The 13,503-nt window shown below is 65.1% G+C and carries 15 protein-coding genes; 9 read left to right on the top strand and 6 right to left on the bottom strand.

The window, feature by feature from the left end; translation table 11 throughout:
• Positions 1 to 159: 159 nt before the first annotated feature.
• The 3 genes from rsmD to BMW49_RS17415 are packed head-to-tail and all read right to left on the bottom strand — an operon-like array spanning position 160 to position 3,597.
• The gene (gene rsmD, locus BMW49_RS17425; protein WP_069518813.1) at positions 160 to 759 is read right to left on the bottom strand and encodes a 16S rRNA (guanine(966)-N(2))-methyltransferase RsmD; all 600 of its coding nucleotides are present in this window, start codon (positions 757 to 759) and stop codon (positions 160 to 162) included.
• A complete protein-coding gene (locus BMW49_RS17420) occupies positions 759 to 2,249 on the bottom strand; it encodes a M16 family metallopeptidase (protein WP_069518812.1) in 1,491 nt (496 codons plus the stop codon). Before BMW49_RS17420 ends, rsmD begins: the two co-directional genes overlap by 1 nt.
• Positions 2,242 to 3,597: a M16 family metallopeptidase gene (locus BMW49_RS17415; RefSeq protein WP_069518810.1), complete on the bottom strand. Its 1,356-nt coding sequence runs from the start codon at positions 3,595 to 3,597 to the stop codon at positions 2,242 to 2,244. Before BMW49_RS17415 ends, BMW49_RS17420 begins: the two co-directional genes overlap by 8 nt.
• Before the next feature lie 194 nt (positions 3,598 to 3,791).
• On the opposite strand from BMW49_RS17415, the gene ftsY reads away from it, so the two are divergent.
• The 4 genes from ftsY to rpoH all read left to right on the top strand — a co-directional run bounded on the left by ftsY (position 3,792) and on the right by rpoH (position 7,668).
• A complete protein-coding gene (gene ftsY / locus BMW49_RS17410; protein WP_069518807.1) occupies positions 3,792 to 5,015 on the top strand; it encodes a signal recognition particle-docking protein FtsY in 1,224 nt (407 codons plus the stop codon).
• Positions 5,015 to 5,683, top strand: a complete 669-nt coding sequence (gene ftsE / locus BMW49_RS17405; protein WP_069518804.1) for a cell division ATP-binding protein FtsE — start codon at positions 5,015 to 5,017, stop codon at positions 5,681 to 5,683. The genes ftsY and ftsE overlap by 1 nt, the downstream gene beginning before the upstream one ends.
• Positions 5,683 to 6,702, top strand: a complete 1,020-nt coding sequence (gene ftsX / locus BMW49_RS17400) for a permease-like cell division protein FtsX (protein ID WP_069518802.1) — start codon at positions 5,683 to 5,685, stop codon at positions 6,700 to 6,702. Before ftsE ends, ftsX begins: the two co-directional genes overlap by 1 nt.
• A gap of 111 nt (positions 6,703 to 6,813) precedes the next feature.
• Positions 6,814 to 7,668: an RNA polymerase sigma factor RpoH gene (gene rpoH / locus BMW49_RS17395; RefSeq protein ID WP_069518800.1), complete on the top strand. Its 855-nt coding sequence runs from the start codon at positions 6,814 to 6,816 to the stop codon at positions 7,666 to 7,668.
• 258 nt (positions 7,669 to 7,926) lie between these two features.
• Here rpoH and BMW49_RS24825 read toward each other — a convergent pair whose 3' ends face one another.
• Positions 7,927 to 8,322 (bottom strand): hypothetical protein, encoded by a 396-nt coding sequence (locus BMW49_RS24825; RefSeq protein WP_069518798.1) that lies wholly within the window; start codon positions 8,320 to 8,322, stop codon positions 7,927 to 7,929.
• Positions 8,323 to 8,358: 36 nt separating this feature from the next.
• Positions 8,359 to 9,093 carry a monofunctional biosynthetic peptidoglycan transglycosylase gene (gene mtgA, locus BMW49_RS17385; protein ID WP_069518796.1) on the bottom strand — a complete coding sequence of 245 codons (735 nt, stop codon included), beginning with the start codon at positions 9,091 to 9,093 and terminating at the stop codon, positions 8,359 to 8,361.
• 74 nt (positions 9,094 to 9,167) lie between these two features.
• Between mtgA and BMW49_RS17380 the strand changes: the two genes are divergently transcribed.
• The 5 genes from BMW49_RS17380 (at position 9,168) to BMW49_RS17360 (ending at position 12,948) form a co-directional block, all read left to right on the top strand.
• A complete protein-coding gene (locus BMW49_RS17380; RefSeq protein ID WP_069518794.1) occupies positions 9,168 to 9,545 on the top strand; it encodes a DUF423 domain-containing protein in 378 nt (125 codons plus the stop codon).
• A gap of 84 nt (positions 9,546 to 9,629) precedes the next feature.
• On the top strand, positions 9,630 to 9,830 hold the full coding sequence (thiS, locus tag BMW49_RS17375; protein WP_069518792.1) for a sulfur carrier protein ThiS: 201 nt from the start codon (positions 9,630 to 9,632) through the stop codon (positions 9,828 to 9,830).
• A 47-nt stretch (positions 9,831 to 9,877) separates the two neighbouring features.
• Positions 9,878 to 10,672, top strand: a complete 795-nt coding sequence (locus BMW49_RS17370; RefSeq protein WP_069518790.1) for a thiazole synthase — start codon at positions 9,878 to 9,880, stop codon at positions 10,670 to 10,672.
• A 36-nt stretch (positions 10,673 to 10,708) separates the two neighbouring features.
• Positions 10,709 to 11,428 carry a tRNA (guanosine(46)-N7)-methyltransferase TrmB gene (gene trmB / locus BMW49_RS17365; RefSeq protein ID WP_069518788.1) on the top strand — a complete coding sequence of 240 codons (720 nt, stop codon included), beginning with the start codon at positions 10,709 to 10,711 and terminating at the stop codon, positions 11,426 to 11,428.
• A 212-nt stretch (positions 11,429 to 11,640) separates the two neighbouring features.
• Positions 11,641 to 12,948, top strand: a complete 1,308-nt coding sequence (locus BMW49_RS17360) for a DUF1329 domain-containing protein (protein WP_371850869.1) — start codon at positions 11,641 to 11,643, stop codon at positions 12,946 to 12,948.
• Positions 12,949 to 13,168: 220 nt separating this feature from the next.
• Here BMW49_RS17360 and BMW49_RS17355 read toward each other — a convergent pair whose 3' ends face one another.
• Positions 13,169 to 13,492 (bottom strand): DUF3392 domain-containing protein, encoded by a 324-nt coding sequence (locus BMW49_RS17355; protein ID WP_069518785.1) that lies wholly within the window; start codon positions 13,490 to 13,492, stop codon positions 13,169 to 13,171.
• Between the last annotated feature and the right edge of the window lie 11 nt (positions 13,493 to 13,503).

Below are 13,503 nucleotides of genomic sequence, written 5' to 3'. Positions count from 1 at the left end.
TTGAGCAGTGAGGTCATGGGGCTGTCGCGCCTGCGTGCCAAGAGATTGCTTTGGATAGTACCCGGCCAAAAGCTCGCCGCTAAAGCGCCTCCCACAAGATTGTTTGGATGCTTGAGCCGGTCTACCGGCACCAATCCGTGGGAGGGGCTTTAGCCGCGACTACAGCGCAGCGTTGCGCTGCCACAGCGCGTAATACACCTGGCCGGCTTTTTGTTCGCGGTGCAGGCGCCAGTTACCGGGCATACCGAGGCTGGAGGGCGGTTGTTCGCTTTCGGTGTAGACCCAGGCGTCCGCCGCGAGCCAGTCGTTTTGCTCCAGCAGGGTGCAGGCCGGCAACAGCAGCTCCTGGCCAAAGGGCGGGTCGAGAAATACCAGATCATAGGGCGCAGCCGCCGGGCCTTGCAGGTAGAGCAGGGCGTCGACCTGCTGCAGCTGGCCGTTGTCGCATTTCAGCGTCTGCAGGTGGCTGCGCAGGCTGGCGATGGCCGCTGGGTTGAGGTCCAGGGCCAGGGCGCTGCCGGCGCCGCGTGACAACGCTTCGAGAAACAGCGCGCCGCTGCCGGCGAACAGGTCGAGCACCTTGGCGCCTTCGACATAGGGCGCCAGCCAGTTGAACAGCGTCTCGCGCACCCGGTTTGGCGTGGGCCGCAGCCCCGCCGCCATGGGGAAGTTGAACTGCCGCGAGCGCCATTGCCCGGCGATGATGCGCAGTTGGCCGTCGCCGCCGTGGGCGGGTGCGGCCTTGTTGGGTTTGCGCATCAGTGCTCCGGCACGCCAGTGGGTTGTTCGATCGGTGTGTCGCTGGGCGGCGGCAGTTCTTTCTGCTCGACCGTCGGCCCGGCCGTGACGATCACCAGGGCATCGCTGTCGAGGTGACGGGCCATGGCCTCGCGCACCTGCTCGACGGTCAGCGCCTGGACCTGGTTCATAAAGTCTTCCAGGTAGGTCAGCGGCAGGTCGTAGAAGCCCATGGAGCCGAGCTGGCCGACGATCGCCGCGTTGCTCGCGGTGGACAGCGGGAAGCTGCCGGCCATTTCACGCTTGGCGTTGTCCAGTTCTTCCTGGGTCGGGCCCTTGGCGATGAAGTCGGCCAGCAGGTCCTTGATCAGTTGCAGGGTGCCGGCGCTTTGGTCGGCGCGGGTCTGCAGGTTGATCATAAACGGGCCGCGCGCCTGCATGGCGCTGAAGCCGGAGTAGACGCCATAGGTCAGGCCGCGTTTTTCGCGCACTTCGGTCATCAGACGGGTGCCGAAGCCCCCGCCGCCGAACACTTGGTTGCCGAGGTAGAGCGCAGCGTAGTCGGGGTCGCGGCGGTCGATGCCGAGCTGGGCGATCATCAGGTGAGTCTGGTTGGAAGGGAACTCGACATGGCTGGGGCCAGGGGCCGGTACGCTCGGCTCAGCCGGTGGCGGCAAGGACGGGCCGGCAGGCAGGGCGGCGGAGACGCGCGCGGCCATGGCCTCGGCATCGGCGCGCGAGAGGTCGCCGACCAGGGCGATCACCGCGTTACCGGCGGTGTAGGCGCGGGCGTGGAAAGCCTGCAGCTGTTCGCGGCTGATGCTCGGCACCGAGTTGGGTGTGCCTTCGCTCGGGTGGGCATAGGGATGGTTGCCGTAGAGGCGCTCGAACAGCGCCAGGCTGGCGAGTTTGCCGGGGTTTTGTTTCTGGAACTCGAAGCCGGCGAGGATCTGGTTCTTGATCCGCGCCAGGGAGTCGGCCGGGAAGGTCGGTGCACCGAGGACTTCGGTGAACAGCGCCAGGGCTGGCTCGCGTTGCTCGGCTGCGCTCAGGCTGCGCAGGCTGGCTACTGCCATGTCGCGGTAGGCACCGTTGCCGAATTCGGCACCCAGGCCCTCGAAACCGGCGGCGATGGCGCCGACGTCCTTGCCGGCAACGCCTTCGTTGAGCATGGCGTTGGTCAGCATGGCCAGGCCCTGGGTGTCGCCGTCCTGGCTGCTGCCGGCGGCAAAGATCAGGCGCAGGTCGAACATCGGCAACTCGGGGGCGGCGACGAACAGCACCTTGGCGCCTTCGGCGGTCTGCCAGGTCTGGATGTTCAGGTCGCGACGGCTCGGCGCCTGCTGGTCCAGGGCGGCCAGCGACTCAATCACAGGCGCCGCAGCCGGGGCGGCTGCTGTGGGGGTATCTGTCGGTGTCTCGGGGCGCTGGAAGACCAGCACCATCACCACCAGCAGGGCGATCAATACCAGGCCGAGCAGGCCATAGCGTAGGCCGTTACGGTCACTCATCGCGGTTTTCCTCGGGCAATACATGGGCGACGCTGAGGCGGTCGCGGGTGAAGAAGGTCTTGGCAGCGGCCTGGATGTCGGCCGGGGTCACGGCTTCCAGCTCGGCCAGCTCCTGGTCGATCAGCTTCCAGGACAGGCCAACCGTTTCCAGCTGACCGATGGTGGTGGCCTGGCTGGTGATCGAATCACGCTCGTAGACCAGGCCAGCAATCACCTGGGCGCGCACCCGGGCCAGCTCTTCAGCCGATGGCGGCTTGGCCTGCAGGTCTTGCAGCTCGCGCCACAGGCCGGCTTCGGCTTGCTCCAGGGTCTTGCCGGTTTGCGAATTGGGCGTTGCCGAGAGGATAAACAGGCTGTCGCCGCGCGGGTAGGCGTTGTACCAGGCCGAGGCACCGGAGACGAGTTCCTCGCCGCGTTCCAGGCGGGTCGGCAGGCGCGCGCTGTAACCGCCGTCGAGCAGGGCGGCGATCAGGCGCAGTGCGTGTACCTGGCGCGGTGCCTCGGCGGTGGCCAGACCGGGGACGTTGAAGCCCATGATCAGGCTCGGCAGTTGGGTCTTCAGGTACAGGGTCATGCGCCGTTCGCCAGGGGCGGCGAGCTCGAGCGGCATCTTCGCCGGCGGCACCGTGCGCGCCGGGATGGGGCCGAAGTAGCGCTCGGCGAGCACCTTGACCTCGCTGACGCTGACGTCGCCGACCACCACCAGGGTGGCGTTATTGGGGGCGTACCAGGCTTCGTACCAAGTGCGCAGCTCCTCGACAGTCATGCGCTCGAGGTCGGCCATCCAGCCGATGGTCGGCGTGTGGTAGCCGCTGGCCGGGTAGGCCATGGCCTTGAAGCGCTCGAAGGCCAGATTGGAGGGGCGGTCGTCGGTACGCAGACGCCGTTCTTCCTTGATCACTTCGATTTCGCGTTTGAACTCCTCCGGTGGCAGCCGCAGGCTGGCCAGGCGGTCTGCTTCCAGCTCGAAGGCCACGGCCAGGCGGTCGCGCGCCAGGACCTGGTAGTAGGCGGTGTAATCGTCGCTGGTGAAGGCGTTCTCTTCGGCGCCCAGTTCACGCAGCACCCGCGAGGCGTCGCCAGGACCGAGTTTGGCGCTGCCCTTGAACATCATATGTTCCAGGGCGTGGGACAGACCGGTCTGGCCGGGCGTCTCGTAGCTGGAGCCGACCTTGTACCAGAGCTGGCTGACCACCACGGGTGCGCGGTGGTCTTCGCGCACGATGACCTTGAGGCCGTTATCGAGGCTGAATTCGTGGGTCGGTTGCGGTGCTGCAGCGGTGGCGGTGAAGGGCAAGCAGAGCGCGGCGAGTAAAAGGCCGGCGGTGTGGCGGGCAATCATCTTCATTCAATATCGACCTGTCGGACGGGCCCGCGTGGTCTTAGCGTCGGCGGGCGCGGAGGTGCTAGGATACTCATCCGTTTTACTGGCGACCATGCCTGATCAGCCTGTTGCAGACGCTGAGGTGTTTTGTCCTGCATAACAGGCACCTGCTGCATCCTGCGCTTCAGGCGCGTCGCCCCCTGAGATAGCCGTCCTCCATGTTTGGTTCCCAAGACGACAAGAAGTCCCCCGCGCCCGCCGCCGAGCCTGCTGCCGGGCAAAGCACCGAGAAGAAAGGCCTGTTCGGCTGGCTGCGCAAAAAGCCCGAGCCGACGCCTGCCGCCGAGCCCGCTGCAGCCCCGGAAACGCCGCCTGCGAGCGAGCCGCAACCTGCTCCGGCGCCGATCGAGGCGCGCGTAGAGCCTGTCCCTGAAGCCGTTGCTGCGCCGGCCGAGCCTGTCGCCGTTGCACCGATGGCTGCGCCGGTCGAGCAGGACAAGCCGGGCGATAACCGCGGTGGTTGGTTTGCCCGCCTGCGCCAGGGCCTGAGCAAGACCAGCGCCAGCCTGGGCGAAGGCATGGCCAGCCTGTTTCTCGGCGAGAAGGAAATCGACGACGACCTGATCGACGAGCTGGAAACCCGCCTGCTGACCGCGGATGTCGGCGTAGAGGCGACCACCGCGATCATCCAGAACCTGACCCAACGCGTGGCGCGCAAGCAACTCACCGACAGCGGCGCCCTGTACAAGGCGTTGCAGGGCGAGTTGGCGGCGCTGCTCAAACCGGTCGAGCAACCCCTGGTGATCGACACCAGCAAGCAGCCTTTCGTGATTCTGGTGGTCGGCGTCAACGGCGCCGGCAAGACCACCACCATCGGCAAGCTGGCGAAGAAGCTGCAGGGCGAGGGCAAGAAGGTCATGCTCGCCGCAGGCGACACCTTCCGCGCCGCGGCAGTCGAGCAGCTGCAGGTGTGGGGCGAGCGCAACAAGATTCCAGTCATCGCCCAGCACACCGGCGCCGACTCGGCCTCGGTGATCTTCGATGCCGTGCAGGCGGCCAAAGCCCGCGGCATGGACGTGCTGATCGCCGACACCGCCGGGCGTCTGCACACCAAAGACAACCTGATGGAAGAGCTGAAAAAGGTGCGCCGAGTCATCGGCAAGCTGGACGAGTCGGCGCCCCATGAAGTGCTGCTGGTGCTCGACGCCGGCACTGGGCAGAACGCGATCAACCAGGCCAAGCAGTTCAACCAGACGGTCAACCTCACCGGCCTGGCGCTGACCAAGCTCGACGGCACGGCCAAGGGCGGGGTGATCTTCGCCCTGGCCAAGCAGTTTGCCCTGCCGATTCGCTACATCGGCGTGGGCGAAGGCATCGACGACCTGCGCACGTTCGAGGCCGAGCCCTTCGTCCAGGCCCTGTTCCAGACGCGGGAGTCGTAATGATTCGCTTCGAGCAGGTCGGTAAGCGTTACCCCAACGGGCACGTCGGGCTGCACGAACTGAGCTTTCGCGTGCGTCGCGGCGAGTTTCTGTTCGTCACCGGCCACTCCGGCGCCGGCAAGAGCACCCTGCTGCGCCTGCTGCTAGCGATGGAGCGGCCGACCAGCGGCAAACTGCTGCTCGCCGGGCAGGACCTGGGGCAGATCACCAACGCGCAGATCCCCTTCCTGCGCCGGCAGATCGGTGTGGTGTTCCAGAATCATCAGCTGCTGTTCGACCGCAGCGTGTTCGACAACGTCGCCCTGCCGTTGCAGATCCTCGGCCTGTCCAAGGCCGATATCGGCACGCGGGTCGGCTCGGCGCTGGAGCGGGTGTCGCTGTCGGACAAGGCCGAGCAGTTTCCGGGCGACCTTTCCACCGGTCAGCAGCAGCGCGTCGGTATTGCCCGCGCCATCGTCCATCAGCCGGCCTTGCTGCTCGCTGACGAACCCACCGGCAACCTTGACCCGCGTCTGGCGGCGGAAATCATGGGCGTGTTTGAAGACATCAACAAACTCGGCACCAGCGTGCTGATCGCCAGCCACGACCTGGCCCTGATCGCGCGCATGCGCCACCGCATGCTGACCCTGCAACGCGGCCGCCTGATTGGCGATGGGGAGGCGGTCTGATGAGCGCCACCCGCATCCCGCCACCGCAACCGGCCCAGCGCGTCGGTGCCGCGCCGAAAAAGCCCACCCCGGCCGCGCCAACCCCGGACGGCCCGGACCTGCGCAGCCAACTACGCGCCTGGCTGGAAGCGCACCGCGCGAGCCTGTCCGACAGCCTGCGCCGCCTCGCGCGGCAACCGGTCGGCAGCTTCTTTACCTGCCTGGTGATGGCCGTGGCCCTGAGCCTGCCGATGGGCCTGGCCCTGCTGCTGGACAACGTCGAGCGCCTCGGCGGTTCCTGGCAGCGCGCTGCACAGATATCGGTATTTCTCACCCTGGAAACCAGTGACAGTCAGGGCCAGGCGCTGCGAGAGCAGATCGCCGGTCTGGATGATGTTGCCGAGGCCGAGTGGATCAGCCGCGAGCAGGCGTTGCAGGCGTTCCAGCAGGAGTCGGGCTTGGGTCAGGCGCTGCGCGAACTGCCGGAAAACCCGCTGCCGGGCGTGGTCCTGGTAACCCCGGCCGAGGTCGACAAGGCCACCCTCGAAGCCCTGCGCCAGCGCCTGGCCGAGCTGCCCGGCGTGGAGCAGGCGCAGCTCGACCTGCTCTGGGTCGAACGGCTCACCGCGATCCTCAAGTTAGGCGACCGCTTCGTCTTCGGCCTGACCCTGCTGCTGGTGCTGGCCCTGCTGCTGGTGATCGGTAACACCATCCGTTTGCACATCGAGAACCGGCGCACCGAAATCGAGGTGATCAAGCTGGTCGGCGGCACCGACAGCTACGTGCGGCGGCCCTTCCTTTATATGGGTGCGCTTTACGGTCTGGGTGCCGGCTTGCTGGCCTGGCTGGTGCTGGCTTACGGGCTGAACTGGCTCAACGACGCCGTGGTGCGGCTGGCCGGTTTGTATGGCAGTGATTTCGCCCTGGGCGGGGTGCCGCTGGGCGATGGTTTTTCGCTGGTGCTCGGCGCGGTGCTGTTGGGTTACATTGGCGCCTGGCTGGCGGTGGCGCGACACTTGAGCGAATTGGCGCCACGCTAGTAAAGTATTGATTTGCTTGATGTTGACTATCTGGCTAGGAACTTGTATGAGCGTTCCTAGTCAGAGTGCTCAGTGCTACACTGCACCAGATTCATGAGTCGGAGGATTCAAATGTCCACTTCTTTGCAACCTGTTCATGCCTTGGTCCCAGGCGCAAACCTGGAGGCCTACGTGCACGCGGTCAACAGCATCCCGCTGCTGACCCCGGAGCAGGAGCGCGAGCTGGCCGGCAATCTTTTCTATAAGCAGGACCTCGAAGCCGCTCGGCAGATGGTGCTCGCCCACCTGCGTTTTGTCGTGCATATCGCCCGCAGTTACTCCGGTTACGGCCTGGCCCAGGCTGACCTGATCCAGGAAGGCAACGTCGGCCTGATGAAGGCGGTCAAGCGTTTCAACCCGGAAATGGGTGTGCGCCTGGTGTCGTTTGCCGTGCACTGGATTCGCGCCGAGATTCACGAGTTCATCCTGAAGAACTGGCGCATTGTCAAAGTTGCCACCACCAAGGCGCAGCGCAAGCTGTTCTTCAACCTGCGCAGCCAGAAGAAGCGTCTGGCCTGGCTGAACAACGACGAAGTGCATGCCGTAGCCGCAAGCCTGGGCGTCGAGCCGCGCGAAGTGCGTGAGATGGAAAGCCGCCTGACGGGCCACGACATGGCTTTCGACCCGGCTGCCGATGCCGATGACGAGAGTGCTTTCCACTCCCCGGCGCAGTACCTCGAAGACAACCGTTACGACCCGGCGCGTCAGTTGGAGGACTCGGACTGGAGCGACAGTTCCACCGCGAATCTGCACGAAGCGCTGGAAGGCCTGGACGAGCGCAGCCGCGACATTCTCTACCAGCGCTGGCTGGCCGAAGAGAAAGCCACGCTGCACGAGCTGGCGGCCAAGTACAACGTGTCGGCCGAGCGTATTCGTCAGCTGGAAAAGAACGCGATGAACAAGCTCAAGGGCTCGATCGCTGCCTGATCATCTCAGGGCTGCATTGCTGTTACAGGAGCCGCACCCATCCAGGTGCGGCTTTTTACTGTCTGGAGATTCTTTATGTCGCGTCCGCCACTGCGCCCTCAGCACGTGCTGATCATTACGCTGATCGGGGTGCTGTTCTTTGCCTGGGGTGCCTGGCTCATGCGCGAGCGCGCACCGGCAGCGCCTTTGCCCTGGCTGGCCGATTTCGACCGGGAGGTACTCACGCCCCTGGCCGATGATCGCTTGGCGGTGTCCCAGTTACCGGCCGCCGAAGACGCCGAGTTGTGGCTGCAGCCCAGGCTGGACGGTGCGCGGCTGTTCTACCGGGTGGCATTGCAGGTCGAGGGCGGAGCCTGGCAACTGGATGCCGAGCTGGAGCTCAGCGCGGCCGAGCGCGACAGCCTGCTGGCTGCGGTGGATGCCGCGCCCGGCGGGAGCGAGCAGCAGCTGGGTCGGCCGCTGCTGGAGCAGATGAATCGCTATCGCATTATCAACCTGCAGTTGCTGGCACCCGATGATCAGCCGGCTGATGCCATCGCCAGTACCCTCGGTGCGCCGCGTCTGCGTCTGGAGCTGGCGGAGGGGCAGGCCTGGGTCTATCCCCAGCGCGGGCTGACGCTGCATGTCGTCGACGAGCGTGTACGCATGCTGCACGCCGTGCCGCGCAAGGCGTTCAAACAGACCCTAGACTCAGTCGCGCCAGCTCTGCGGCCACCAGGCGGGATAAGTACCGCCCAGTCGGGTGAGGTAGTGGCTGCCGCCGAGTTGGCGGACCTGCTGGCGAATCCAGTTGGCGCGCTGGTTGACGTAGGCGCTCGGGCGGCTAGCACTCCATTCGCGCGGGTTGGGCAGTACCGCGGCGAGCAGGCTGGCCTGGCGTGCCGACAGGTAGCTGGCGCCGGTGTTGAAATGATGGTGGGCAGCCGCTTCGGCGCCGAATACGCCTTCGCTCCATTCGGCGCTGTTGAGGTACACCTCAAGGATGCGCTGCTTGGGCCAGAGCAGCTCGACCAGGCCGGTGAACCACACCTCGATACCCTTGCGCAGCCAGCTGCGCCCCGACCAGAGAAACAGGTTCTTGGCCACCTGCTGGCTCAGGGTGCTGGCCCCGCGTACTGAGCCGCCGGCCTGGTTATGCGCCAGGGCGGCCTGGATCGCGGCCACATCGAAGCCCCAGTGCTCGGCGAACTTCTGGTCTTCGGCGGCGATCACCGCCATTTTCAGATCATCAGGCAGGGCGTCCCAGCTGACCCAGGTGCGCTGCAGGTCGATGGGCTTGCCATCAATCCAGGACTCGATCTTGCGCTCGACCATCAAGGCGCTGCCCGGTGGCGGCACCCAGCGCAGCACCAGCACCAGGAGGCAGGAGCCGGCAATCAGCCAGAACAGGGTTTTCAGCAGACGACGGCGAAAGGTTCGGAGCATGCGCGCTTGGCCGGTACGGGTTTGCGCGCCATTATAGCCAGGGTGGGTTGCCCTTGGGTTCGTCAGGAGTTGTCATGGTTCGTCTCTGGTTGTTGCTGGCTGCCTTTGCTGGCTTTAGTGGTGTCGCCCTGGGGGCGTTCGCTGCCCATGGTTTGAAGTCGCGCCTGAGCGCGGAGTACCTGGCGGTGTTTCAAACCGGCACGCACTATCAGTTGATCCATGCCCTGGCGCTGTTCGGCGTGGCGCTCTTGGCCCTGCAGGTGCCCAGCCGTGCCGTGCAGGTGGCGGGTGCCTGCTTTGCCCTGGGTATTGTGCTGTTTTCCGGCAGCCTGTACCTGCTGACGCTGACCGGTATCAGCAAGCTTGGCATCATTACCCCGTTTGGCGGTCTGGCCTTCCTCGCCGGCTGGGCGAGCCTTGGCGTCGCCGCCTGGCAGATGAGCGCGCGCTGAGGACCAATGGTGCGCTGCAGCCTTGGTCAGGCGTGCCGATCGGGCTAGAATGCCCGCCCCCTAGCCAGTTGTGACCGCTTCGCCATGCGCATTCAGTTGAACGGTGAACCCTTCGAGCTCGACGATGGCGCGTCCATTGCCGACCTGATTGCCCGCCTGGACCTCAGCGGGCGCCGCCTGGCGGTCGAGCTCAACCTGGAAATCGTGCCCCGCAGCCAGCACGCCGCGACTATCCTGAGCGATGGCGACCGGGTTGAAGTGGTGCATGCCATCGGCGGTGGTTGAGCCCTGAGTTCCCGCCCGTCGTCCGTTCCCGCCCCGAGGAGTATCCGATGCATCCAGTTCCGAGTGACAAACCCTTTACCGTGGCCGGCCGCACCTTCCAGTCGCGCCTGCTGGTGGGCACCGGTAAATACAAGGATTTCGACGAAACCCGCGCGGCCATCGAGGCCTCCGGTGCGGAAATCGTCACGGTCGCGGTGCGCCGGACCAATCTGGGGCAGAACCCCGGTGAGCCGAACCTGCTGGATGTGATCAGCCCCGAGCGCTACACCATCCTGCCGAATACCGCCGGTTGCTACGACGCCGCCGAAGCCGTGCGCACCTGCCGCCTGGCACGCGAGCTGCTCGACGGGCATAACCTAGTCAAGCTGGAAGTGCTGGCCGACCAGAAGACCCTGTTCCCCAATGTGATCGAAACCCTCAAGGCCGCCGAAGTGCTGATCAAGGACGGTTTCGACGTCATGGTGTACACCAGCGACGACCCGATCATCGCCCGTGAACTGGCGCAGATGGGCTGCGCGGCGGTCATGCCGCTGGCCGGGCTGATCGGCACCGGCCTGGGCATCTGCAACCCCTACAACCTGCGCATCATCCTGGAGGAGTCCACGGTGCCGGTGCTGGTTGATGCCGGTGTCGGTACGGCGTCCGATGCCACCATCGCCATGGAGCTGGGCTGTGAGGCCGTGCTGATGAACAGCGCCATTGCCCACGCTCAGCACCCGGTGATGATGGCCCAGGCCATGAAGTACGCCATCGAGGCTGGGCGCCTGGCTTACCTGGCCGGGCGCATGCCGAAAAAACTCTATGCCAGCGCCTCTTCGCCCCTCGACGGGATGATTCGCTGAGTCGCCGCCCCTGTTTACCGATCTGAAGAGTATGTGATGAGCGAAGCGCATGATCCCTCGGCCCCTGCCGAGGACACCTCCCACCACCGCGCGATCAAGAGCTTCGTGATGCGTGCCGGGCGCATGACCGAAGGTCAGCAGCGCGGCCTGGATATGGGCTTGCCACTGTTTGGCCTGGAGCTGGGCGATGGCCTGCGGGATTTCGATCAGGTGTTCGGGCGCAGTGCGCCGCGCACCTTTGAAATCGGTTTTGGCATGGGCCACTCGCTGCTGGAGATGGCCGCCGCCGCGCCTGAGCAGGATTTTATCGGCGTTGAAGTCCACCGGCCGGGCGTCGGCGCCCTGCTCAACGGCCTGATGACTCAGAAGTTGAGCAATGTACGGGTCTACACCTGCGATGCCCTGGAAGTGCTGCGCGACTGCGTGGCCGATGCCAGCCTCGACCGCTTGCTGTTGTTCTTCCCCGATCCCTGGCACAAGGCGCGCCACCACAAACGCCGTATCGTACAGCCGGCGTTTGCCGAGCTGGTGCGGCAAAAGCTCAAGGTGGGCGGCGTGTTGCACATGGCCACCGACTGGGAACCCTATGCTGAATACATGCTGGAAGTGATGAATGTTGCGCCTGGCTACCGTAACCAGGCCGCCGATAGCGGCTGCGTACCACGCCCGGCAGAGCGCCCCACCACCAAGTTCGAGCGTCGCGGCGAGCGCCTCGGCCATGGCGTCTGGGACCTCAAGTTTGCACGTATCGACTGATTGACCTGCGCCGCTTTCGGGCGGCGCCAGACCCATCGCAGCATCACGGATGGCTGCAGCAGACCGGGACCACCCGGCGCCAGGACGGCCCTCACCGCAAGACGGCACCCATAAAGCCCATCGGGCGTATAACAAAAGAAGGCTGCGACCCGCGGGTCCGCGGCGAGGAGTTTGCTGTGTTGAAGCGATATTCACTGCTGTTGCTGGCGGTTATGGCGGTGCACGCCCAGGCCAAGGTCGAACCCGCCCAAGCGGCTCGGCTCGGGCAGGACCTGACGCCTCTGGGCGGTGAGCGTGCTGGCAATGCCGCCGGTACCATCCCGGCCTGGGACGGCGGTTTGGCGCAGCCTGTGGCGGGTTATCAGGCCGGTATGCACCATCCTGATCCCTATGCCGCCGATGCGCCGCTGTACCGGGTTGATGCCAGCAATATGGCGCAGTACCAGGCCGTATTGCCGGCGGGTACGCAGCTGCTGCTGCAGAACAATCCCAGCTACGCCTTACGGGTGTTCCCGACCCGGCGCAGCGCTGCAGCACCGCAGCGCATCTATGACGCAACCCGCTTCAATGCGCTCAATGCCGAGCTCATCTCGGGCGGTAACGGCGTATCCGGTGTCGCCGCCGGGATTCCCTTCCCCCTGCCGCGCAACGGGCAAGAAGCGATCTGGAATCACATCATGCGCTACCGCGGTGAGCAGATCAGCTTCGTCACCAACCAGGCGGCGGTACTCGCCAGTGGCGGCTACAACCTGCTCAAGCTGGAGCGCAATATCTACTTCGTCTACGGCCGCGATGGCGTGAGCCCTCAGGACCTGGACAACACCCTGTTCTTTTACAAGTACAAGGTAGTCGCGCCGTCCAAGGTGGCCGGTTCGGCGTTGGTGGTGCAGGAAACCCTCGACCAGGTACTGGCGATCCGCAAGGCCTGGCGTTTCAGCCGCGGCGAGCGGCGGGTGCGGCGTTTGCCGACCCTGGCTTACGACAGCCTGCAGCCGGACACCAACGGCCTGGCCACCGCTGACGTAGTCGACGCCTACAACGGCGCCCCGGACCGCTACGAGTGGCAGCTGCAGGGCAAGCAGGAAATGCTGGTGCCTTACAACAGCTATGCCGTGCACCAGAAAGGCATCCCCTACGAGCAAATCCTGCAGCGCAACACGGTCAACCCTGAGTTGCTGCGCTATGAGTTGCACCGGGTCTGGGTGGTCGAGGCGACCCTGCGCAAAGGGTTCAGTCACGTCTACAGCAAGCGCCGCTTCTATCTGGATGAGGACAGCTGGCAGATCCTTGCGGTGGATCTGTACGACAAGAACGGTACCCTCAGCGGCCTGCAGGAGATCCACCCGATCAGCTACTACGAAGTACCGATGTTCGGCAGCACCCTGGAAACCCTCTACGACCTCAAGGGTGGCCGCTACTTCGTCGATGGGCTGGACAATAACGAGCCGATGTACGACTTCCGTGCGCCGCTCAGCCCGCGTGACTTCACGCCCCAGGCGTTGCGCCGCGAAGGTAACTAACCGCGGTTATGCGAAGAAGCCGCCTGCGGGCGGCTTTTTGGTGTTTGGGTGCTGACAGGGGCTTTTGCTGTTTCGTTTGCATAGGTGCGGTGCGGGCCACGACGACCGGCCCACCGGCCTATCCCGGGTATCGCCTTGCTCAACCCAGGCTACTCGTTAGCAGTAGACCCGTAGCCTGGGTCGAGCGCAGCGACACCCAGGGACAAGGTACCGCAGGGGGCTAATTGCGGTCCGCCAGCACGCCGATGATAAAGAACACCAGCAACAGCACCGGTGCCAGGGTGTAGTTGTTGAAGTGGCCTAGGCCCTGGGCCAGCAGCGGGGTGATAAAGACCATGGCCAGGCCATACCCCACGGCGCAGATGGCGACGAAGATCAGCGTGCGCAGGATAAAGTTGAGGTTGCCGATGGCGCGCTGTACCGAGGCGTTGATGCCGGGGCCGAACAGCACGAACAGGGTGGCCATGATCGCCAGGGCGATGTCGTAGAGGTGACCGCGGCTCCAGCGCGACAGGGTGACGATCAGGTCGAGTAACAGATCCATCCGGTGTCCTT

This window comes from Pseudomonas cuatrocienegasensis (genome assembly GCF_900110925.1).
Taxonomy (GTDB): domain Bacteria; phylum Pseudomonadota; class Gammaproteobacteria; order Pseudomonadales; family Pseudomonadaceae; genus Aquipseudomonas; species Aquipseudomonas cuatrocienegasensis.
This window is presented reverse-complemented; position numbering and strand designations above follow the sequence as displayed.